This is a genomic window from Hydrogenophaga sp. LT287 (assembly GCF_055702805.1).
This window is the reverse complement of the sequence record NZ_JBVPZC010000018.1, coordinates 1-23,099: the sequence shown is the minus strand read 5'-3', so window position 1 is coordinate 23,099 and position 23,099 is coordinate 1. Positions and strand designations below refer to the sequence as shown.

Sequence of the window (23,099 nt, the reverse complement as noted above, 5' to 3'; positions counted from 1 at the left end):
ACGCATCGATGACATTAAAAAGCAGGCTCCCATCCGCTGGGGATGGTGGTCAGGCCTGCTTGGCAGCTTCGCGGTACACCAGCAGCGGTGGTTTGTTTTCGTCAATGGTGGACTCGTCGACCACCACTTTCTCAACGTTGCTCATCCCTGGCAACTCAAACATGGTGTCGATCAGCGCATTTTCCAGGATGGAGCGCAAACCGCGGGCGCCCGTCTTGCGGGCCAGCGCCTTGCGGGCAATCGCCTTGAGCGCTGCAGGACGCACCTCCAACTCGGCACCTTCCATGGACAGCAGGCGGGAAAACTGTTTCACCACGGCGTTTTTGGGTTCGGTGAGGATTTCGACCAGTGCGTCCTCGCTGAGTTCAGACAGCGCGGCAATGACGGGCACACGGCCCACCAACTCGGGGATCAGACCGAACTTGATCAGGTCTTCTGGCTCGATTTCCTTGAAGGCTTCGGTCAGGCTGCGCTGCTGCTTGCTCTTGACCAGCGCACCAAAACCCATGCCCGAGGCTTCTGTGCGGTTTTCGATGATCTTTTCAAGGCCGGCAAACGCGCCGCCGCAGATGAACAGGATGTTGGTGGTGTCCACCTGCAGAAAATCCTGGTTCGGGTGTTTGCGACCACCTTGCGGAGGCACCGAGGCCATGGTGCCCTCGATGAGCTTCAGCAAGGCCTGCTGAACGCCCTCACCCGACACGTCACGGGTGATGGACGGGTTGTCCGACTTGCGGGTGATCTTGTCGATTTCGTCGATGTAAACGATGCCCTGCTGCGCGCGCTCGACATCGTAGTTGCAGCTCTGCAAGAGCTTGGCCACGATGTTTTCCACGTCTTCGCCCACATAACCGGCTTCGGTCAGGGTGGTCGCGTCGGCCATGACGAAGGGCACATTGAGCATGCGCGCCATGGTCTGAGCCAGCAGCGTTTTGCCAGAGCCTGTGGGGCCGATCAGCAAAATATTGCTTTTGGCCAGTTCCACGTCGTCCTTGCGGGCCGTGAGCTTGTGGCGTAGGCGCTTGTAGTGGTTGTACACCGCAACCGCCAGGGCACGCTTGGCCGGGTCTTGGCCAATCACGTAGTTGTCCAGGTTGGACTTCAGCTCGGCGGGCGTGGGTACGTCATCGCCAGCAGCCTTGACCGACTCCAGACCGGGCAACTCGTCACGGATGATGTCGTTGCAAAGATCAATGCACTCGTCGCAGATGAAGACCGAAGGGCCAGCGATCAGCTTCTTGACCTCGTGTTGGCTCTTGCCACAAAACGAGCAGTAGAGCGCTTTTTCACTGGAGGTGGCTTTTTTGTCGGCCATAAGTCTTTAGGGTCTTGGAAACGGAAAGTGCAAGCAGCAACGATGATAGTTCAAGGCTGCCAGGGGGCAAACGGGTGAAAAGCACCGGTTTCGGCGCTTTCCCCTTCGTGCGGCGCATGTCAGACAGAGCACAGCGCCGTGGAAACTCAGACGGCGCCGGGACGCTTGTCGATCACCTTGTCGATGAGGCCGTATTCGGCCGACTCGGCAGCCGAAAGGTAGTAATCGCGCTCGGTATCACGTTCAATTTTTTCCAGCGGCTGGCCAGTGCGCTCGGCCAGAATCTTGTTGAGCTGGTCACGCGTCTTCAAAATTTCACGGGCGTGAATCTCGATTTCGGTGGCCTGGCCCTGGGTTCCGCCCAGAGGCTGGTGAATCATGATCTTAGAGTTGGGCAACGCGAAACGCTTGCCCTTGGCGCCAGCCGACAGCAAGAAAGCACCCATGCTGGCCGCCATGCCGATGCACAGTGTAGACACGTCGGACTTGATGAAGTTCATGGTGTCAAAAATCGCCATACCGGCGCTCACCGACCCACCGGGGGAGTTGATGTAGAACGAAATGTCCTTGTCCGGATTTTCGCTTTCCAGAAACAACAACTGCGCCACCACCAGGTTGGCAGACTGATCGTTCACCGGGCCCACCAGAAAGATCACGCGTTCCTTGAGCAGGCGCGAATAGATGTCGTACGCGCGCTCGCCGCGGCCCGACTGCTCGATCACCATGGGCACCATGCCCAAGCCTTGAATATCCATTGCGCTCATGCGTTTCTCCGTGTATTGATTGGTCGCGATGCCACTACTGTAACCAACCTGGGAAGGCCGTTACCCGGTCACGGGCTTGACCAGACTGTCCATATGGCGTGCAGACCGCGAAAGGCAAGCCAAAGTCAAAAAAAAGGGCGGAATACTCCGCCCTGGGCATTGCTGCCACACTCGCCAAACCGTTCATCGGGCCCGTGCTCACGCACCGACCACGAAGCGGCCCAAGCCGATCAGGCCTGGCCCATCAGCTCTTCGAAGCTGACCGACTTGTCGGTGATCTTGGCTTTGGACAGAACGAATTCGGTCACGTTGTTTTCGATCACGATGGCTTCCACCTCGGCCATGCGGCGGTTGTCGCCGGTGTACCAGCGCACCACGTCGGCCGGCTTTTCGTACGAAGCGGCCAGCTCTTCGATGTGGGCCTTGATCTGCTCGGGCTTGGCGTGCAGTTCGTTGGCGCGCACCAATTCAGCCACCACCAGGCCCAGACGCACACGGCGCTCGGCTTGAGGGCGGAACAGGTCGTCAGGAATCGGCGCCTTGTCGGCGTCTTTCACACCGCGCTGCTTCAGGTCGGCGCGGGCGCCTTCCACCAGGCGGTCGAGTTCGGCTTGCACCACCGACTTCGGCAGGTCCAGCTCGGCTTTGGCGGCCAGGGCGTCCATGGCAGCCTGTTTGTTGCGCGCCTGCAAACGGAACTTCACTTCGCGTTCCAAGTTTTTCTTGATGTCAGCGCGCAAGCCGTCCACCGTGCCGTCGGCAATGCCCAGCGAGGCGGCCAGGGCATCGTCCACTTCGGGCAGATGAGCGGCTTCGATCTTGTTGACCGTGACCAGGAAGTCGGCCGTTTTGCCGGCGACGTCTTTGCCGTGGTAGTCCTCAGGGAAAGCCAGCGGGAAGGTCTTGGACTCACCCGACTTCATGCCGCGCACGGCGTCTTCAAATTCCTTGAGCATCTGGCCGTCGCCAACGATGAACTGGAAGGCTTCGGCCTTGCCGCCTTCAAACGGCTCGCCGTCGATCTTGCCAGCGAAGTCGATGGTGACGCGGTCGCCGTCTTGGGCGGCCTGGTCTTGCGCGCGCTGCGCAAAGGTGCGGCGCTGCTTGCGCAGGATGTCCAGGGTGCGGTCGATGGCGGCGTCGTTGACGTCGGCGCTGACTTTTTCCACTTCGGCGGTGGTCAGGTCGTCGATTTTGACTTCGGGGTAGACCTCGAAAACCGCGTCAAAGGCCAGCTGGCCTTCGGGCGCCTCCTCTTTTTCGGTGATCTTGGGCTGGCCAGCCACGCGCAGCTGCGCTTCGTTGGCGGCAGTGGCGAAGGCTTCGCCCACTTTGTCGTTCATGACTTCGTAGTGCACGGAGTAGCCGTAACGCTGGGCCACAACGTTCATCGGCACTTTGCCGGGACGGAAACCGTCCATCTTGACGTCGCGTGCCAAGCGCTTGAGGCGCTTGGCCACTTCGCTCTGGATCACTTCTGCGGGCAGCGTCAGCGTGATCTTGCGCTCGAGCTTCTCAAGGGTTTCAACGTTCACGGTCATGGTTTTCTCCAAAAGGGTGTCGGTCAACCAGCCTGCCTGGCTGACCCGGGGTATCTCTTCGTCTGTGAGGTGGTGCGCGGGGGGGGACTCGAACCCCCACATCCTTGCGGACGTCAGGACCTAAACCTGGTGCGTCTACCAATTTCGCCACCCGCGCGTCCTGTGAACGGACTTACCAGCATCGCGTCTTGAAGACGCTACAAGCCAGATGCCCGCTTTACGGCAACCCTAGATTGTAGCCGCAGCCGCCACAGCAAACCGGCTCACGCATGCAGCCGCTGGCGCAGTGCCCGCACGGCGCTGCCGGGTGTGGTAAGCACAGGCAAACCGACGGCCTGGTGCACCGCCACTTGCGCGCGCGCCATGCTGAATTGAGCCAGGGCAATCACCATACAACCTTGGCTCGCAAGGGCCTTGGCAGCCAGCACCACCCGTGCGTCATGAAGCGCGGTGTCGCCCTGGTTCAGGGCGTCCAATGCGCCCTTGGCCAACTCGGTACGCAAGTCGGTACCGGCCGGGAATTCGACCGGCATGGACGCGAGGGTCGGCGCAAAGGACGCGATCAAACCGATGCGCCCTCCATGCTTGACCGCTTCGGCCACCATGGCCTCGTTGGGCTTGAGCACAGGCAGGTGGGGCCGGCGCGCGGCCACCGCTTCAATGCAAGGCCCGAAGGCCGAGCAGGTGAACAAAATGGCCTGCGCGCCCGTGCCCTCAGCGTAGGCGGCCAAGGCTTCAAAGCGCTGGTACATGGCGGCGTCCAGACCTTGTCCCGAGCGCGCAAGGTCGGCGGAAAGGCTGTCGTCCAACAAGTTCATGCGCTGCGCCTGCGGCCATTCCCGTGCCAGCTCGTCATTGACGGGCGCCACCGAATGGGCCAGCGCGTGAATGAGCGCTATGCGCGTCACGCCGCTGCGCCCTGCCGCTTCTGACGGCGGCGCTGCAAACCCATGACCAGCAGCAGCAAGGCCAGTGCGGGCAGGAACAACCATTCTTTGGCCGGCCGGTCGGACGGCACTTCTGCCGACACGATGCGGTAGCCCTGCTCGATACCGAGTTTTTCAGCGGGGCTGCCAAACTTCACCGCAGCAATCAGCATTTCGTCGCCTTGCGCCATCACGGTCAGGCCCGAACTGGCCAGACGCTCGCGCGCCGTTCCAGGCTCACCCAAGGGCAGCAGCACGCCTTTGCGGATGTCATCGCCATTCATGTTCATGCCTTCGATCCAGATGCGCTTGCCCGAACCGGCAGGGGCTTGTTCAATGAGCGATGTCATCTGGGCCGCAGGCACTTCGTCAAACGGCGGGTAAACCATGTCCCACCAGAAGCCCGGCCGGAACAGGGTGAAGGTGATGAGCAGCAGGGCCAGCGTTTCGTACCACCGCGATCTGACCAGGAAGTACCCCTGCGTGGCCGCCGCAAACACCAGCATGGCCACCGTGGCACTCACCACGGTCAACATCAGGTGCAGCGGGCCCGACAGCCCGATCATCAGCAGCTGCGTGTTGAAGATGAAGAGGAACGGCAAGATGGCGGTGCGCATGCTGTACGCGAAGGCGGTGATGCCGGTTTTGATGGGATCGGCCCGCGCAATGGCCGCCGCAGCAAACGAGGCCAACCCCACCGGCGGCGTCACGTCGGCCATGAGACCGAAATAGAACACAAACAGGTGCACCGCAATCAGCGGCACGATCAGGCCGCTCTGGGCGCCCAGCTCCACCACCACCGGTGCCATGAGAGTGGACACCACGATGTAATTGGCGGTGGTGGGCAAGCCCATGCCCAGAATCAGGCTGATGACCGCCACCAGAATCAGCATGAGCATGAGGTTGCCACCCGACAACAGTTCCACCAGCTCGGTCATGACCAGACCGACACCAGTGAGCGACACGGTGCCGACGATGATGCCGGCCGCCGCCGTGGCCACGCCAATACCGATCATGTTGCGCGCACCGGTGGCCAGGCCATCGATCAGATCGGCAAAGCCTTGGCGGGTGGCAGCACCCAGCCTACCCTGGCCGCGAAACGCGGCGATGATGGGTTTTTGCGTGACCATGACGAAGATGATGAACATCGTGGCCCAGAAGGCTGAGAGGCCTGGCGACATTTGCTCGACCATCAGGCACCAGATCAGCACCACCACGGCCAGCAGGTAGTGCAGGCCCGACTTCACCGTGGGCCCGGTTTCGGGTAGTTCAAACACCGGCGCGTTGGGGTCGTCCAGCTCCAGGGCGGGCTGCTTGGCGCCAAACCACAGCAGGCCCACATAGGCCGCCAGCAGGCCCGCACCCACGACCCAGACGGCGGCGTCGCCCATGACGGTCTTGATCCAGCCGATGCCCCAGTACACCGCGCCCGACAGCACGATGAAACCGGCCACGGTCATGGCAAACGACATGAGGCGCGAGCCGGCCGTGGCGGTGCCCCGGCGTGGCAGGCCCACCATGTTGGCCTTGAGCGCCTCCAGGTGGACGATGTAGAGCAAGGCAATGTAGGAAATGATGGCGGGCAAGAAGGCGTGCTTCATCACCTCGATGTAGGGGATGCCCACGTATTCCACCATCAGGAAGGCGGCAGCGCCCATGACCGGCGGCATGATCTGGCCGTTCACCGAGCTTGACACTTCCACCGCGCCGGCCTGGTCGGGCCGGTAGCCCACCCGCTTCATCAGCGGAATGGTGAAGGTGCCGGTGGTCACCACGTTGGCGATCGACGAACCGGAAATGATGCCGGTGGCCGCCGACGACAGCACCGCCGCCTTGGCCGGGCCGCCACGCATGTGGCCCAGCAAGGCAAAGGCCGACTTGATGAAGTAGTTGCCAGCACCGGCCTTGTCCAGCAGCGAGCCAAACAGCACAAACAGAAAGATGAAGCCACTGGACACGCCCAGCGCCACGCCGAACACGCCTTCTGTGGTGAGCCACTGGTGGCTCATGGCACGGTTGAGCGAGAAACCCCGGTGGGCAATCATGTCGGGCATGTAGGCCCCGCCAAAGGTGTAACCCAGGAACACCAGCGCCACGATCACCATGGGCAAGCCCAGCACGCGGCGTGTGGCTTCCAGCAGCAGCACGATACCGACCGCGCCGGTGTACACGTCCATGGGCGTGGGCTGGCCCGGGCGGGTGGCCAGTTCACTGTAAAAGATGAACAGGTAGGTGGCGCAGAAGGTGCCCACCAGCGCAAACACCCAGTCGGTGATGGGCACATAGGCGCGCGGCGATCGCTTGAACGCGGGGTACGCCATGTAAGAGAGGAACACCGCAAAGCCCAGGTGAATGGCGCGGGTTTCGGTGTCGTTGAACACCAGAATGCCGAGGCTGAACGGCAGCGGTGAGGCGATCCAGAGCTGGAACACGGACCAAGCCAGTGCCACGGCCAGCAGCATGCGGCTCATCCAGCGGCCGGGTGCGCGGCCGCCGGTGTCGTTGTCGGCAACCAGTTGGTTGACGTCAACCTCGGGTGCGGTTTGGGTTTTCATGCAGACCTATGCGTTGTGTTTTTTTGTGAGGGGCCAACAAAAAAGCCCTGACGAGTCAGAGCTTTTTTGCGGCATCAGTCCGGTTGGACCTCAGCAATCGGCAGGCAATTACATCCAGCCTTTTTCCTTGTAGTACTTCACGGCACCAGGGTGCAGCGGAGCCGACAGGCCGTCCTTGATCATGTTCTTGGGATCGAGGCCGACAAACGCAGGGTGCAGCTTCTTGAACTCGTCGAAGTTTTCAAACACGGCCTTGACCAGCTCGTACACCGCCGCGTCGGACACCTTGGCCGACGTCACAAACGAGGCCAGCACGCCGTAGGTGGGCGTGGGGTTGGGGTGGCCGGCGTACAGGCCGCCAGGGATGTTGACCTTGGCGTAGTAGCTGTTGGCCTTCACCAGTTTGTCCACCGCTGGACCGGTCATGGGCACCAGCTTGGCGCCGCAGGTGGTGATCGGGTCCTGGATGTTGGCGCTGGGGTGACCCACGCCGTAGATGAAACCGTCGATCTTGTTGTCGCACAAAGCGGCACCGTGTTCGTCGGCCTTCAGCTCGGCAGCCAGACCGAAGTCGCTGATCTTGCCACCGCTGCTGGCCAGGTACTCGTCCATGGCGGCGCGGGTGCCGGAGCCAGGGTTGCCGACGTTGAAGCGCTTGCCCTTCAGGTCGTCAAACTTGGTGATGTTGGCTTCTTTGCGCGACAGCACGGTGAAGGGCTCGGGGTGGATGGAAAACACCGCGCGCAGGTCGGTGTGCTTGCCGTCTTTTTCGAACTGCTTGGCGCCGTTGAAGGCGTTGTATTGCACGTCCGACTGGGACACGCCGAAGTCGAGCTCACCGGCCTTGATGGTGTTGATGTTCACCACGGAACCGCCCGTGGATTCCACCGAACAACGGAAGCCGTGCTTGGCGCGGTCTTTGTTCACCAGACGGCAAATGGCGCCGCCGGCAGCGTAGTAAACGCCGGTCACGCCACCGGTGCCGATGGTCATGAACTTTTGCTGGGCCTGGGCCTGACCCACGGGTGCCAGCATGGCGGTAGCGGCGGCAACAGCGCTCAGATATGCGGTGATTTTCTTCATCTCGAACAACTCCTGCAGTGGACTGCGTGATTACGGAAATAAACGGGCTTGTGGCCCAAGACTGGTGATGGTATCGCAAGCTCCATGTAAGCCTGAACGATATCCCCTCGTGTTTACCCTGAAACTCTATGCATTATTTTTATGATCCCACACCCACAGCGGCCAACGAGCGGTTGAGCGCCCGTTTCAGCCGCTCAACGATCTGTGCCAGCTCATCGGGCGTGCTGATGAAAGGCGGCGCCAGCAAGATGTGGTCACCGCACCGGCCGTCCACCGTGCCGCCCATGGGGTAGACCATCAAGCCCTCGGCCATGGCCTCGCGCTTGATCCGAACATGGAGTTTGTGGGCCGGGTCGATCCACTGTTTGCTGGCCCGATCAGCCACCAGCTCAACGCCCCAGAACAGACCGCGCCCGCGGATATCGCCCACGTTGGGGTGGTCACCCAAAGCCTGTTGCAGCAGCCCCTGCAGTTGCTGCCCACGCTCGCGCACCTGGGCCAGCAAGCCATCGCGCTGGATCACGCGCTGCACCGCCAGCGCGGCCGCGCACGCCACCGCATGGCCCAGGTAGGTGTGGCCGTGTTGAAACAGGCCGCTGCCTTGGCGAAACGCATCCACCAGACGGCCCTGCGCCAGCACCGCGCCAATGGGCTGGTAGCCGCCGCCCAAGCCCTTGGCAATGGTGAGCAGGTCGGGCACCACGCCCTCTTGCTCGCACGCATGCAACGTGCCGGTGCGGCCCATGCCGCACATCACCTCGTCCAGGATCAACAAAATGCCGTGGCGGTCGCACAGCTCGCGCACGCCTTTGAAGTAGCCCGGCACCGGCGTGAGCACACCGGCCGTGGCGCCGCCCACCGTTTCGGCCACAAAGGCCATCACGTTCTCGCCGCCCAGCTCGTCAATGGCGGCCGACAACTCGGCCACCAGGCGCTGACCGTATTGCTCGCCGGTTTCGTCGTTGCGGCGGTCGCGGTATTCGTAACACGGCGCCACATGGGTCACGTCGATCAGGATCGACTTGAACTGCTCGCGCCGCCAGGCGTTGCCGCCCACGGCCAACGCCCCCAGGGTGTTGCCGTGGTAACTCTGGCGCCGAGCGATGAAATGGCGCCGCTGGGGTTGGCCGATTTCCACAAAGTATTGGCGCGCCATTTTCAGCGCCGCCTCCACCGCTTCAGAGCCGCCGCTGACGAAATAGACGTGACTCATGCCGGCGGGCGCAGTGTCGATCAGCAAGTCCGCCAGCTCTTCGGCCACGGCGGTGGTGAAAAAACTGGTGTGGGCGTAGGAGAGCTGGTCAATCTGGGCGTGCATGGCCGCGATCACGTCGGGATGGCCATGGCCCAGGCACGACACCGCAGCACCACCCGAAGCGTCCAGGTAGACCTTGCCGCTGGCGTCGGTGATGGCAATGCCCTGCCCGCTGACGGCCACGGGCAGGCCGTGGTGCAACTGGCGGTGAAACACATGGGTGGCGTCGGGCTGGACGGCGGCGAGGGGGGTGGGTGCGTTCATGGTTCGGCAAAAAAGTGGAAAAAAGCGGCGAGGTTGATCACGTCAGAGCCGACCGAGCGGGCCGGGCTTGTCCCAATACACGCGGGCTGTCTGCAGCTGTTTTTGGCGCTGGGCCAGGCGCTGCACGACCGCTTCACCGCCCTGCTCGGCCACGGCCTGCATCAGCGTTTCGGCCAGGGCCTGAGCGCCGGTCATGGAATGGAAAAAGGCGGGCGATGCGGCGTCAAACAACAGGCTTTGCGTGGCCACGCGGGCCAGAGGCGACAGTGCGCTGTCGGTCAGCGCCAGCACTGGCACACCGCGGGCAACGGTTTTCTGCACCGCTTCCACCGTGTGCACGGTGTAGGGGGCCTGGCTCACCGCTACCAGCAGGTCGGTGGGTTCCAGCGCGGCCAGGCGGTCGGCCCAGGCGCCACCGGGGTCGGTGGCCAGCGCGGTGCCGGCGCGAAGCCAGTCGCTGGTGTAGGCCAAGTGGTAGGCCGTGCCAAAGCTGGCACGCAGCCCCAGAAACAGCACGCGGCGCGCCTGCAAGATGCGCTGCGCGGCTGCGGCCAGGCTGGGCGCAGGGTTGTGCACCGCCACCGAAGCCAGGTTACCCGCCTGGGCACGGGCCAGCGCGGGCTGCTCCTGAAAGGGCTCAAGCGCGTCCCCCGCAGTGTTCATGGGTTCGCTGCCCTGTTCGCCCACCGAGCGCACAAACGCCGCCATGGCGGGGCGGCGCATGGCGTCAAACCCGCCCAGGCCCAGCGCCTGGGCCAGCCGCGTCATGGTGGCGGGCGCCACACCGGCGGCCCGCGCCGACTGCCGCATGGACTGCAAGCCCAGCTCGGCCGGGTGCGCCCGCACCCAGCGGGCCGCCCGCTGCAGTTCGGGGCTCAGGGCATCAAAGTGGCTGTCCAGATGCTGGATAAGTTGGCGGTAGGGCACGCGATTGAAATTGAAACACTTGAATCAAGCAAATAATATTGATTCACTCGTTTCAAGTCAAGCTTTTTGAAACAGCGCTGCAGCCCCACAGTGGCGCAAAAAAAAGCCCGCCGATCCGTCACAACCGACAGATCGAGCGGGCTTCAGCGGCCGCAGCCCGCTCAGGCCGGTTGCGGCTCGCGTTTCACACGGAACCAGGCGGCGTACATGGCGGGCAGCGCCAGCAGCGTGAGCACGGTGGCCACGATCAGGCCGCCCATGATGGCCACGGCCATCGGTCCCCAGAACACGCTGCGCGAGAGCGGGATCATGGCCAGCACGGCGGCTGCCGCAGTGAGCACGATCGGGCGCATGCGGCGCACGGCCGATTCCACCACCGCGTCCCAGGCCGGCACACCACGGCTGCGGTCTTGCTCGATCTGGTCGATCAAGATCACCGAGTTGCGCTGGATCATGCCCATGAGCGCAATGACGCCGAGCAGCGCCACAAAGCCGAACGGGCGGTTCAGCAGCAGCAGCGCACCGGCCACACCGGCCAAGCCCAGTGGGCCGGTGATGAACACCAGCAGCGAGCGGCTGAAGCTTTGCAACTGCAGCATGAGCAACGTGAAGGTGATGAACAGCATGATGGGAATGCCCGCCGCAATGGACGCCGAGCCCTTGCTGCTTTCTTCCACCGCGCCGGCCACCTGCACCCGGTAGGCGCTCAGGCCGCGCTGCGCCCAACCGCTTTCAATGGCTTTGAGCGCTGGCAACAGCTCGGCAGTCACGGTCGCACCTTGCTTGCCTTCCACCACATCGCCTTGCACGGTGATGGCGTAGTCGCGGTTCTCGCGCCAGATCACGCCGGGTTCCCAATCAAACACGGGGCGCGCAATTTGCAGCAGCGGAATGCTCTGGCCGCTGGCGGTGGGCAGGTAGGCATTGGCCAGGCTTGAAATCGCATCGCGCTCGTTCAAGGGTTGGCGCAACACGATGTCGATCAGTTTGTCGCCGTCTCGGTACTGGCCCACGGTGCTGCCGCTGAGCAAGGTGCGCCCGGCCTGCGCGATGGACTGGCTGCTCACGCCCAGCGCGCGGGCCTTGGCCTGGTCCACTTCCAGGCGCAGCACCTTCACCGACTCGTTCCAGTTGTCGTTCACGCCGCGCATGTTGGGGCTGGCGCGCACGGCGGCTTTCACCTCGTCGGCCAGGCCGCGCAGCACGGCCGGATCGGTGCCGACCACGCGGAACTGCACCGGGTACGGCACCGGCGGGCCGTTGGGCAGCAGCTTCACGCGCCCGCGCACCTCGGGGAATTCGGTGGCCAGCAGTTCGGGCAGGGCCTTGCGCAGGCGCTCGCGGGTGGTCAAGTCTTGCGGCAACACGATCATTTGCGACACGTTGGTCTGCGGAAAGATCTGGTCCAGCGGCAAATAGAAACGCGGTACACCCGAACCGACCCAGGTGCTCACGCTGGTCACGCCCGGCTCCGCCGCCAGGCGGGCTTCCACCCGGCGCGTCACGGCGTCGTTGGCGGCCATGCTGCTGCCCTCGGGCAACCACACGTCCACCATGATCTCGGGCCGGCTGGAGTCCGGGAAAAACTGCTGTTGCACCTGGCCCATGCCCACGATGCCCAGCACAAAGGTGCCGATGGTGAGGCCAATGGTGATCCAGCGGTGTTGCACGCACCAGTCCACCGTGGCCCGGAAACGGTCGTAGAACGGGCCGTCAAACACCTCGTCGGCCGGGCCCACATGGGGCTTCACCTTGAGCAGCTTCACACCCAGGTAGGGCACGAAAAACACCGCCACGATCCAGGACAGCACCAGCGCAATGACCGTCACGGCAAAAATGGCAAAGGTGTATTCGCCCACGGTGGAATTGGCCATGCCGATGGGCAGGAAGCCCGCTGCGGTGATGAGCGTGCCCGTCAGCATGGGCATGGCCGTGGCCTCCCAGGTGAAGGTGGCCGCGCGCATCATGGTGTAGCCCTCCTCCAGCTTGCGCACCATCATTTCCACCGCAATGATGGCGTCGTCCACCAGCAAGCCCAGCGCAATGATGAGCGAGCCGAGCGAAATTTTGTGCAGCCCGATTCCCCAGTACTGCATGGCCAGAAAGGTGATGGCCAGCACCAGCGGAATGGTGATGAACACCACCAGGCCGGGGCGCATGTCCAGCGTGTAGCGGCGCAAGCCCCGCCCGCCTTCGCGCTTGTGCAGGCCCAGCGCCAGAAAACTCACCGCCAGCACGATCACCACCGCTTCGATCAGCACCTTGACGAATTCGTTGACCGAGCGCGTCACGGCGGCGGGCTGGTCTTGCACCTGCACCAGCGCCATGCCGGCGGGCAAGGCGGCCTCGATCTCGGTCACCGTGGTTTTCAGGGCCTTGCCCAGCGCAATGATGTCGCCCCCCTTGGCCATGGAAATGCCCAGGGCAATGCTGTCTTGGCCGTTGTGGCGCACCATCACCTGCGGCGGATCGGCGTAGCCCAACCCGATCTGCGCGATGTCGCCCAGGCGCAGCTGCCGGCCATTGGCCGCCCGGATGGGCATGGCGCGCAATTGCTCTACCGAGGTAAAAGCGCCCGCCACCCGCACCTGCACCACGTCTTGCGGCGCCTGCACCGCGCCAGCGGACTCCACCGTGTTTTGCTGCCCCAGCGCAGCCAGCACCTGCGGCAGATCAAGCCCCAGCGTGGCGAGGCGTTTCATGGAGACTTCAATGAAGAGCTTTTCGGCTTGCACGCCAAACAGCTCCACCTTGTTCACGTCTTTCACGCGCAGCAGGCGCTGGCGCACGTCGTCGGCCACCAGCTTTTTGTCGGCGGGCGAAAAGCCTTCGCCCTGCAGGGCGTAGATCACGCCATACACATCACCAAACTCGTCGTTGTAGAACGGCCCCACCACGCCCGGTGGCAGCGTGCCGCGCATGTCGCCGATTTTTTTGCGCACGGTGTACCAGGTCTGCGGCACATCGCTGGCGGGTGCGTTGTCTTTCAGCTGAAAGATGATGAGCGATTCGCCCGGCTTGGAGTAGCTGCGGATCTTGTCCGCATAAGGCACCTCTTGCAGCGTCTTTTCCACCCGGTCTGCCACTTGCTCGGCCATCTGCTGCGCGGTGGCGCCGGGCCAAGAGGCCTGCACCACCATGGCGCGAAAGGTAAACGGCGGGTCTTCGTCCTGGCCGAGCTGAAAGTAGGCGGCCACGCCCAGCAACATCAGCACGATCATCAAATAGCGGGTCAGGGCCTGGTGGTCCAGCGCCCATTGCGAAAGGTTAAAGCGCGACACCCAGGTCGACGGGGCTGCGGTGGCCGGTGCCGTGGTCAGGTTCATTCCGGGCCTCACTGTGTGGCGGCGCCAGCAAAACGCGTCACCTTCTGGCCTGGCTGCAACACATGCACGCCCGCGGCCACCACCTCTTCGCCCGGCTGCAGGCCGCTGGCAATCACCATCTCATTGCCGTCTGCCCCAGCCACCACCACCGGGCGCGGTTGCACCGTACTGGTGGCCGCGTCAAACACCCACACCGAGGTGCTGGACGGAGCGCCCGCCTCCGAGCGCATCAGCGCGCTGGTGGGCAGCTTCACGGCCGCCGGCGCCGAAGCCCCAGTCCATGCAAACGCCACGTAAGCCGTGGCACCCAGCGGCACCTGCGCGCCTTCGGGCAAGGCCAGCTTGACCTGGTAGGTGCGGGTCACCGGGTCGGCACTGGCCGCCACTTCGCGCACGCTGGCCTGCAGCGGTGCAGCGGCCACGGGCACACCCGCGCCCGCCCACAGCCGCACCTGCGCGGCCTGCCCGGTGCGCAGCTGCGCCAACCGGTCTTCGGGCACCGCCACCACCACGTCGCGCGCGCCGTCGCGCGCCAGGCGCACCACCGGCGTGCCCGCAGCCACCACCTGGCCCACCTCGGCCTCCACCGCCAGCACCACGCCCGCAGCGTCGGCCAGCAAGCGGGTGTAGCTGGCCTGGTTGCCCTGCACGGCGCCCTGGGCGCGGGCTTGCTTCAGTGTGGCTTCGGCCGCGTGCAGCGTGGCTTGGCGGCGCTCAATTTCAGCACCGCTCACAAAGCCCTGCGCCTTCAGGTCGGTGAACCGCTTCAGGTCGGCCGCAGCCAGGTCGCGCTGGGTTTGCGCCGCGCTCACCTGCGCCTGGGCGGCCTGGCTGGCCAGGGTGAAATCTTGCGCGTCCAGCTGGGCCAGCAACTGGCCCGCCACCACGCGCTGGCCCACCTCGGCGGGGCGCTGCAGCAACTTGCCACCCACCCGGAAACCCAGCCGCGATTCGGTGCGCGCACGCACCTCGCCGGCGTATTCGCTCTGGGCACCCACCGGCCCGGCGCTCACCGTGAGCAGCTTGACGGCGCGCACCGGCTCCTGCGGTGCTTCCGGGCGCGAGCAGGCCGCCAGGGCCAGTGCGGCGGTCATGATGAGGAAAAAATGCGGTGTTTTCATGGCAACGGTGAACGAGCGGTGGTGAAATTGGGTACCCGAAACCGGCTTGGCCAGGGCCAAGGCGGTTGAACTGGCTTCTGCCGGGCAGTACAGCCCAAGTCGCCGTGGCGGCTCCGGCAAATTACTGACCGACTGGTTAGTAATCAAAATTGTAGTGCAATTGCCTGCTCCAACAACGCCCTTGCAACCACCAGGGTGAGGCCCAAAGCACTGCGCGCATGCCGAGCCCTGTCAGACTCCGTGTCCACCAGCCCATCAGACCCCCCGCCAAGCAGCCCATGCACACGCCACCGCCGCAACCCGCCTTCTCCGAACCACCGGCCCGCACTGGTGCAGATGCCCCTTTATCGGCACACGTGGCGCATTACGAAAATTTTCCGGTGGCGTCGGTGCTCTGCCCCAAACACCTGCGGCCGGCCGTCATGGCGATCTACCACTTTGCCCGCACGGCCGACGACTTGGCAGACGAAGGTGATGCGACCGCCGAGCAGCGCCTGACTGAGCTGGCCGCCTACCGCGACGCGCTGAATGCCTGCCTGGGTGGGGCGGCAGCGCAAGGGCGCTGGGCCGGCGTGTTTGGCCCACTTGCGCAAGCGGTGGCACAACACGCCCTGCCTACCTCCCTGCTGCACGACCTGCTCAGTGCCTTTGAACAAGACGTGCGCAACACCGCCAGCGGCCACCGCTACGCCAGCACCGCCGAGCTGCTCGACTATTGCCGCCTGTCTGCCAACCCGGTGGGCCGCCTGCTGCTGCACCTCTATGGCGTGCAAGACGCGGTGTCGCTGCTGCAAAGCGACCAGATCTGCAGCGCCCTGCAACTCATCAATTTCTGGCAAGACATCAGCGTGGACCTGCCCCGGGGCCGGGTGTACCTGCCGGCCGACGCTCTGCAACGCCAGGGCCTGCAGGTAGAAGACTTTTTTCACCCCACGGCCAACGTACCCCAGAACCACCCCAGCGCCCAGCAGGCCGTGGTGACCGAGCTCTGCGCCCACGCCCGCGGCCTGATGCAGATGGGCGCACCACTGGCACGCCGCGTGCCCGGGCGCGCCGGCTGGGAACTGCGCCTGGTGGTGCAAGGCGGGCTGCGCATACTGGACGCCATCGCCGCGGCCGACCACCGCACCTGGCAAACCCGTCCCACGCTGAACAAAACCGATGTGCCGCGCCTGCTCTGGCGCGCGCTGTGGATGTGACCCAGCTGCGCGCCCTGCCACCCGACGCCCCAAAAAAAACCGCCTTCAGGAATGCCCCATGACAACACACCCAACCCGCCCATTTAGCGCGTTTGTGCTTCGGTCCGCCGCTTGGAGTGCAATCACGCTCAGCCTGGCGCTGGGCATGCACAGCGCCTGGGCCCAAACCACCACCGCGCCAGTGGCCAGCAGCCCGGCGCGCGCCAGCGTGGGCGTGACCCGGCTGGACAGCGTGTGGATGCAGCCCGAGCGCGAGGCCCCGGCCAGCGTGGTGGCGCGCAACGTATCGCGCTTGTCGGCCGAGACGGCGGGCACCCTGCTGCGCTGGACCGCCGATGTGGGTGCCGCCGTGAAGCGCGGCGAGGTGCTGGCCCAGATCGACCCGCGCGACGCCGAGCTGAGCGTCCAGCGCGCCCAGGCCGCGCTGGACGCCAGCAACGCCCGAATGAAGCTGGCACAGGCGCAGCTGCAGCGTTCACGCGACCTGGTGGCGCAGGGCTTTTACTCGCAAGAAGCGCTGGCCCAGCGCGAAACCGAGGTGGCGCTGCTGCAAACCGAGGCCAGCGCCAACCGGGCCCAGCTGGCCACGGCCCAGCGCCAGCTCGGCAAGACCACGCTGCGCGCGCCGTTTGATGCCAGCGTGACCGAGCGCCTGGCCCAAACCGGCGAAGCCGTTGCACCCGGCAGCGCGTTGTATGTGCTGACCGACAGCGGCCCGGCCGAACTGGCCATCACCCTGAGCCCGGCGGACGTGGCCGGGCTGCGCGCCGCCCGCACCGCGCGCTTTGAAACCCCCGGCGCCAGCCACGCCGTGCGCTTGCTGCGCGTGGCCCCTACCGTCACCGCGCCCGCGCGCACCCAAGCCGCGCGCCTGGCGTTCATCGAACCCGCCACCGCGCCAGCGGCCGGCACCAGCGGCACGCTGCGCTGGAGGGAAGCCGCCCCGCACCTGCCCCCAGGCCTCATGGTGCGGCGCCAAAACGTGCTGGGTGTGTATGTGCAGCAAGGCAGCGGCGCCCAGGCCACGGCACGCTTTGTGCCGCTGCCCGGTGCGCAAGAAGGCCGCGCCAGCGCCGTGGCCTTGCCGGCCGACACGCGGATGATCGTTCGCGGCCAGGCGGCGCTGCAACACGGGCAGGCCATCGACGCGCAGGCCGCAGGCCAGTGAGCCGGAGCACCCCATGAAACTCATGCGCGCCCTGCTCACCAACCACCCGCTAGCCAACATCGCTTTTATGGTGGTGCTGCTGCTCGGTCTGGTGAGCTACAACACCATGCCCCGGGAGCAAGACCCCGAGGTCAACTTCAACTGGGTCAGCGTCACCGCCGTGCTGCCCGGGGCCAGCGCCGAAGAGGTGGAGCGCCTCATCACCAACCCGCTGGAGGACGGCATCAAGGGCGTGGCCGACGTCCGCTTTGTCATCAGCAATTCGCGCGAAAACGTGGCCAGCCTGCTGGTGCGGTTCCGCGAAATCAACGAGCGCACCTTTGACAAGCGCATGGCCGACCTGCGCCGCGAGATTCAAAACAAAGCCGCCAGCGAGCTGCCCCGCGAGGCGCGCGACCCGTTGATTCTGGAGATCACCACCAGCAACGGCTTCCCCACCGCCGCGCTGATGCTGCTGGGGCAGGCCGACGACGAAACCCTGCGCCTGAACGCGCGGCGCATCAAAGACGACCTGGAGCGCATGGGTGGCGTGGACCAGGTGTTTGCATCGGGTCTGCGCGAGCCCGAAATTTTGATCAGCCCCAACGCCCAGGCGCTGGCCGCGCGCGGGCTGCTGGCGTCTGACGTGGCCGACACGGTGTCGGCCTGGTGGCGCGACACCTCGGGCGGCACCCTGAAAACGCAAAACGGCGCCTGGTCCATCAGCGTCAAGGGCGTACTCACCGACCCGCAGGCGCTGGAAGGCCTGCCGGTGGCGTCCAGCATGCGCCCGGGCGTGTCGGCCCGGCTGGGCGAGGTGGCGCGCATCGAGCGCGCCCGCGCCCCCGCCTCGCAATACGCGGCCTCCAACGGCCAGCCGGCCGTGTCGCTGGCGGTCACAAAAAAGTCGGGCACCAACACCCTGGAACTGGTGGACCGCCTCAACGCCTACCTGGCCAGCCAAAACAGCGTGCTGGCCGCCTCCGGCCTGCAGCTGGTGCTGACCGACGACCAGACCGTGCCCACCCGCGAGGCCATTGGCGTGATGCAAACCAACGCCCTGGTGGGCATGCTCATGGTGCTGGCGGTGTGCTGGGCGTTTCTGGGCTGGCGCATTGGGCTGCTGGTCACGCTGGGCATTCCGTTTTCTTTGCTCGGCACCTTCGCCGTGCTCTCGGCCATGGGCTACACGGTCAACGTGTCGGTGCTGCTGGGCGTGGTGATCGCGCTGGGCATGCTGGTGGACGACGCGGTGGTGGTGGTCGAATCCATTTACTACCGCATGCAGCGCGGACAAGAGGCGCTGGCCGCCAGTCTGGATGCGATTGGCGAGGTGTGGAAACCGGTGCTGGCCTCGGTGGCCACCACCATGGCCGCGTTTTTGCCGCTCATGCTGCTGCCCGGCATCATCGGCAAGTTCATGTTTGTCATTCCGTTTGTGGTCACGCTGGCGCTGGCCATTTCGCTCATCGAAGCGTTCTGGATGATGCCGGTGCACGTGAGCGCCATTGGCGTGCGCTTTGACCGGCCCTCGCGCGTGCAAGCCTGGCGCGAGCGCTTCAACCGGGGCATTCGCCTGCGCTACGGCCAGGCGCTGGGCTATGTGTTGCGCCGGCCCAAGCGCTCGGCTCTGGTGAGCAGCCTGGCGGTGGCAGCGGCGGTGGCGCTGCTTGCCACCGGCGTGATCCGGGTGCAGTTTTTTGCCTTCGACCCGATCCGCGCGTTCTACGTCAACGTGGACATGCCGCAAACCGCGTCGCTGGAAGACACGCTGACCGAAACCCAGCGCGTGGAAGCGGCGGTGCGCGAGCAGCTGCGCGGCGTGGGGCTGGACGGCGAAGCGCGGGCGGTCACCTCCACCGCCGGCTTGAAGTTCACCGAAACCGAGCCGGTGTATGGCGATCTGTATGGCCAGGTGTTCGTGTCGCTCAACCCGCGCACCGACGACTCGCGCGACGTGCAACAGTTGGTGGAAGACATGCGCCAGCGCATTGAAAGCCTGAGCGGCCCGGGCCGCAAAAGCTTCACCGTGCTGTCGGGCGGCCCGCCCGCGGGCAAGGCCATCAGCGTGAAGGTGCGCGGCGACGACTTCGACCAGATTCAGGCCGCCGCCGACGCGCTGAAAACCATTGTGGCCGCGGTGCCTGGCGCCAAAGACGTGCAAGACGACAACCTGCCCGGGCGCGCGCAACTGCAACTGCGGCTGGACCGCGACGCCCTGCGCGACGCCGGCCTGAGCGCCGCCCAGGTGGCGCGCCTGGTGCGCCTGGCGGTGGACGGCGAGGTGGTGGCCTTCACCCGCGACGAGGGCGACAAGATCGAGCTGCGCGTGCGCTCCGACCAGGCCCTGCGCGGTCCCGACGATCTGCGCGTGGATCCGGCCAGCCTGCTGGACGAACCGATAGCCCTGCCCAACGGCCAGACCACCCGCCTGGGCGCTCTGGTGCAGGCCGAAGCGGCACCCGGGCGCGGCTTCATCCGCCACTACAACCTGCGCCGCACCACCACGGTCGAGGCCAATCTGGACAAGGAAATCACCGACACGAAAGTGGCCAACGACCTGATCAAGGCCAGGTGGGAAGGCATCCGCGCGCAGCACCCGGGCGTGGACCTGGACTTTTCGGGCGAGCTCGAAGACATTGAAGAAAGCCTGGCCGCCATGCAGCAGCTGTTTTTGCTGGGCGTGGGCATCATTTACCTGATCCTGGCGGCGCAGTTCAAGAGCTACTGGCAACCCATGATGATCCTGGTCACCGTGCCGCTGGCCTTCACCGGTGTGGCCTTTGGTCTGGCCATTTCCAGCAACCCGCTGTCGCTCTACACGCTGTACGGCGTGATCGCTCTCACCGGCATTGCCGTCAACTCCGCCATCGTCCTCATCGACGCAGCGAACGACCGCATGCAGCGCGGCATGAGCACCATCCACGCCATCATCCAGGCCGCGCGCCGGCGCGTGGTGCCCATTCTCATCACCACCACCACCACCATCGGCGGCCTGTTTTCGCTCGCCTTTGGCATCGGTGGCCAAAGCCTGCTGTGGGGGCCGGTGGCGGCCAGCATCGTCTGGGGCCTGGCGTTTTCCACCGTGCTCACCTTGTTTGTGGTGCCGCTGCTGTATCTGGCATTCATGCGGCCGCGCAAGGGCGGCACAGCAGTCCGAGTGCAACCCGTTTGATCGGGCTGATTACACTCAGAGCGCCCATGAATCCACAAGACTACGTTCAGCAAAAAGCGGCCGCCTCGGGCAGCAGCTTTTATTACGCCTTTCTGTTCTTGCCACCCGAGCGGCGCGCGGCCATCACGGCGTTTTACGCCTTCTGCCGCGAGGTGGACGATGTGGTGGACGAAGTGAGCGACCCCGGCGTGGCGCAAACCACGCTGGCCTGGTGGCGCAGCGAAGTCGCCAAAGCCTTTGCCGGCGAGCCCAGCCACCCGGTAACGCAAGCCCTGATGCCGCACACCGCCCCCTTCGGCATCGAACCGCGCCACCTGCTGGCCGTTATTGACGGTTGCCAGATGGACCTGGACCAGAACCGCTATTTCGACTTTCCCAACCTGCAGCAATACTGCCATCTGGTGGCCGGCGTGGTGGGTGAAGTGGCGGCCCGCATTTTCGGCCAGACCCAGCCCGAGACAACCGCGTTTGCCCACCGCCTGGGCCTGGCGTTTCAGCTCACCAACATCATCCGTGACGTGGGCGAAGACGCCACCCGCGGGCGTGTGTACCTGCCCGTGAACGAGCTGCAACGCTTTGACGTGAAAGCCCACGAACTGCTCAAGCGCGGCAAAGCGCCTGGCACCGACGCGGCCGACTTTCAGCGGCGCTTCACCGCGCTGATGCAGTTTCAGTGTGAGCGCGCCCTGCGCACCTACGAAGAGGCCCTGGCCATGCTGCCCGAAGCCGATCGCCGCAGCCAGAAACCCGGCCTGATGATGGCCAGCATTTACCGCACGCTGCTGCAGGAAATTGCCGCCGACCCCGCGCTGGTGCTGACCCAGCGGGTGAGCCTGACACCCCTGCGCAAGTTCTGGCTGGCCTGGAAGGTGCAGGCGCTGGGCCGGCTGTAGGACGGGCGCCCCCCGGTGGGGCTGGCCCGTCCGTGCGGCGGGGAATCAGCCCGCCTTTTTCACGTAAGCGCTGCACCAGCCGTTACCGGCCACCGCCTTGCCCGGGAAGATGCCGCAAGGGCCCGAGGCGTCGCTGACTTTGCCTGTGTACAGCATGCAGTTGCTGCACTTCTGGGCCGCAGCATGCTTGGGGTACTTTTTGCCGTCGACCTTGGTGGTGTCGGCCAAATAGCCCAGAGAAACCGCCTGCGCGTCTTTCTCATTCACCAGCGGAGCCCCCTGAGCCTGGGCGGTTGCCGCGGCCAGCAGAGCGCTGCCGGCAGCGACTTGCATCATGAACACACGACGGGTGGAACGCATCATTGAAAACCTTTGAAAGTGGTTGCGAAATCGCCCCGACACGTTGCGCTCTCAACATTAAGGCAACGCTGATTAAGTACTGCTCGAGCGTGGTGTTTACCTGTACCGTTGCAGTACAGACGAACAGGCAGATGAAGATGAAACAGCAAACCCTTGCCATGGCCGCCGATCAAGCTGAAGGTTTTGAGCCTTACCGCAGGCCGACCAGGCGCGATACCTTCCTGGCCACGATGCAGCAGATCGTGCCCTGGCAGGCGTTGTGCGCGGTGATCGAGCCTCACTACCCCAAGGCCGGCAACGGGCGTCCACCGATCGGGCTCGAGCGTATGCTGCGCATGTACTTCGTGCAGCACTGGTTCAACCTGGCCGATGAGGCCTGCGAGGATGCGCTACTCGACAGCACCGCGCTGCGGCGCTTTGTCGGCATAGACCTCGGGCGCGAGCGCGTGCCCGATGCGACCACGCTGCTGAAGTTTCGCCGCTTGCTGGAGACGCACCAACTGGGCGAGGCCTTGTTTGCCAAAGTGGGAGAGGTGCTGCAGGCGCAGGGCATGAAGGTCGGTACCGGCACCATCGTGGACGCCACCATCATCGGCGCACCGAGCTCGACCAAAAACGCAGACAAGCAACGTGACCCCGAGATGCACCAGACCAAGAAGGGTCAGCAGTGGTATTTCGGGATGAAGATGCACATCGGCGTGGACAGTCGCAGCGGGCTGGCGCACAGCGCCGTGGTGACAGCGGCCAACATGCACGACAAACACCCGCTGCCCGATTTGCTGCACGGCAACGAGCAGCGCGTGTACGGCGACAGCGCCTACGCTAGCCAGAAGACGCTGATCGCTTCCAGGGCGCCCAAGGCCAAAGACTTCACCAACCAGCGCGTGCGCAAGGGCGGTGAAGTCGATGAAGCCGAACGCTCGAAGAACCGCAACAAGTCCAGAATCCGGGCGCGGGTCGAACACGTCTTTGCAGTGGTCAAGCGGCTGTGGGGCTTTGCCAAGGTGCGCTACCGGGGGCTGGCCAAGAACGCCACGCGCTCGTTCGTGGCGCTGGGATTGGCCAACATCTACCTGGCGCGTCAGCGCCTCATGGGATGAGTGCGTCTGCAGCGCACGCCAAACGCGTGCACAAGGTCGAAATGGCCCTGAAACGGTACGAAATCCACTTGATTTGACCTTGCTTCTCGCATGGCGCAATCAGGAGGCAACGGGTCGCTGGATCGACCGCTTGTTCAGCGTTGCCTTA

General features: G+C 64.8%; 16 protein-coding genes and 1 tRNA gene. 5 read left to right on the top strand and 12 right to left on the bottom strand.

Annotated elements, in window-relative coordinates:
- Nucleotides 1-49: 49 nt before the first annotated feature.
- From clpX to AC0GNR_RS13395, 11 genes are all read right to left on the bottom strand, one after another.
- Nucleotides 50-1,315: an ATP-dependent Clp protease ATP-binding subunit ClpX gene (clpX, locus tag AC0GNR_RS13445; RefSeq protein ID WP_472901448.1), complete on the bottom strand. Its 1,266-nt coding sequence runs from the start codon at nt 1,313-1,315 to the stop codon at nt 50-52.
- Between the two features lie 146 nt (nt 1,316-1,461).
- Complete coding sequence (gene clpP, locus AC0GNR_RS13440) at nt 1,462-2,079, bottom strand: ATP-dependent Clp endopeptidase proteolytic subunit ClpP (RefSeq protein ID WP_304840021.1); 618 nt, start codon at nt 2,077-2,079, stop codon at nt 1,462-1,464.
- Nucleotides 2,080-2,309: 230 nt separating this feature from the next.
- Nucleotides 2,310-3,620: a trigger factor gene (tig, locus tag AC0GNR_RS13435; protein WP_472901447.1), complete on the bottom strand. Its 1,311-nt coding sequence runs from the start codon at nt 3,618-3,620 to the stop codon at nt 2,310-2,312.
- Between the two features lie 70 nt (nt 3,621-3,690).
- Nucleotides 3,691-3,777 (bottom strand) — tRNA-Leu (locus AC0GNR_RS13430).
- A 106-nt stretch (nt 3,778-3,883) separates the two neighbouring features.
- Nucleotides 3,884-4,528 (bottom strand): aspartate/glutamate racemase family protein, encoded by a 645-nt coding sequence (locus AC0GNR_RS13425; protein WP_472901446.1) that lies wholly within the window; start codon nt 4,526-4,528, stop codon nt 3,884-3,886.
- Entirely contained in the window at nt 4,525-7,101 is a 2,577-nt protein-coding gene (locus AC0GNR_RS13420; protein WP_472901445.1) for a TRAP transporter permease, read from the bottom strand. Before AC0GNR_RS13420 ends, AC0GNR_RS13425 begins: the two co-directional genes overlap by 4 nt.
- 108 nt (nt 7,102-7,209) lie before the next feature.
- Nucleotides 7,210-8,184: a TAXI family TRAP transporter solute-binding subunit gene (locus AC0GNR_RS13415; protein ID WP_472901444.1), complete on the bottom strand. Its 975-nt coding sequence runs from the start codon at nt 8,182-8,184 to the stop codon at nt 7,210-7,212.
- A gap of 139 nt (nt 8,185-8,323) precedes the next feature.
- The gene (locus tag AC0GNR_RS13410) at nt 8,324-9,703 is read right to left on the bottom strand and encodes an aspartate aminotransferase family protein (protein ID WP_472901443.1); all 1,380 of its coding nucleotides are present in this window, start codon (nt 9,701-9,703) and stop codon (nt 8,324-8,326) included.
- A gap of 42 nt (nt 9,704-9,745) precedes the next feature.
- Nucleotides 9,746-10,630 carry a MurR/RpiR family transcriptional regulator gene (locus tag AC0GNR_RS13405; protein WP_472901442.1) on the bottom strand — a complete coding sequence of 295 codons (885 nt, stop codon included), beginning with the start codon at nt 10,628-10,630 and terminating at the stop codon, nt 9,746-9,748.
- A gap of 161 nt (nt 10,631-10,791) precedes the next feature.
- Nucleotides 10,792-13,956: an efflux RND transporter permease subunit gene (locus tag AC0GNR_RS13400; protein ID WP_472901441.1), complete on the bottom strand. Its 3,165-nt coding sequence runs from the start codon at nt 13,954-13,956 to the stop codon at nt 10,792-10,794.
- 8 nt (nt 13,957-13,964) lie between these two features.
- Nucleotides 13,965-15,077, bottom strand: a complete 1,113-nt coding sequence (locus AC0GNR_RS13395; protein WP_472901440.1) for an efflux RND transporter periplasmic adaptor subunit — start codon at nt 15,075-15,077, stop codon at nt 13,965-13,967.
- Between the two features lie 278 nt (nt 15,078-15,355).
- On the opposite strand from AC0GNR_RS13395, the gene hpnC reads away from it, so the two are divergent.
- From hpnC to hpnD, 4 genes are read left to right on the top strand one after another with little or no spacing between them, the layout of a single operon-like run.
- Nucleotides 15,356-16,276 (top strand): squalene synthase HpnC, encoded by a 921-nt coding sequence (gene hpnC, locus AC0GNR_RS13390; RefSeq protein WP_472901439.1) that lies wholly within the window; start codon nt 15,356-15,358, stop codon nt 16,274-16,276.
- A 58-nt stretch (nt 16,277-16,334) separates the two neighbouring features.
- Nucleotides 16,335-17,444 carry an efflux RND transporter periplasmic adaptor subunit gene (locus AC0GNR_RS13385; RefSeq protein ID WP_472901438.1) on the top strand — a complete coding sequence of 370 codons (1,110 nt, stop codon included), beginning with the start codon at nt 16,335-16,337 and terminating at the stop codon, nt 17,442-17,444.
- A gap of 13 nt (nt 17,445-17,457) precedes the next feature.
- Nucleotides 17,458-20,598, top strand: a complete 3,141-nt coding sequence (locus AC0GNR_RS13380; protein WP_472901437.1) for an efflux RND transporter permease subunit — start codon at nt 17,458-17,460, stop codon at nt 20,596-20,598.
- A gap of 26 nt (nt 20,599-20,624) precedes the next feature.
- Entirely contained in the window at nt 20,625-21,491 is an 867-nt protein-coding gene (gene hpnD / locus AC0GNR_RS13375) for a presqualene diphosphate synthase HpnD (RefSeq protein WP_472901436.1), read from the top strand.
- 45 nt (nt 21,492-21,536) lie between these two features.
- On the opposite strand, the gene AC0GNR_RS13370 is transcribed toward hpnD, so the two are convergent.
- Entirely contained in the window at nt 21,537-21,854 is a 318-nt protein-coding gene (locus AC0GNR_RS13370) for a high-potential iron-sulfur protein (protein ID WP_472901435.1), read from the bottom strand.
- A 134-nt stretch (nt 21,855-21,988) separates the two neighbouring features.
- Between AC0GNR_RS13370 and AC0GNR_RS13365 the strand changes: the two genes are divergently transcribed.
- Nucleotides 21,989-22,951, top strand: coding sequence for an IS5 family transposase (locus AC0GNR_RS13365; protein WP_472900628.1), 963 nt, complete (start codon nt 21,989-21,991; stop codon nt 22,949-22,951).
- Nucleotides 22,952-23,099 lie beyond the last annotated feature (148 nt).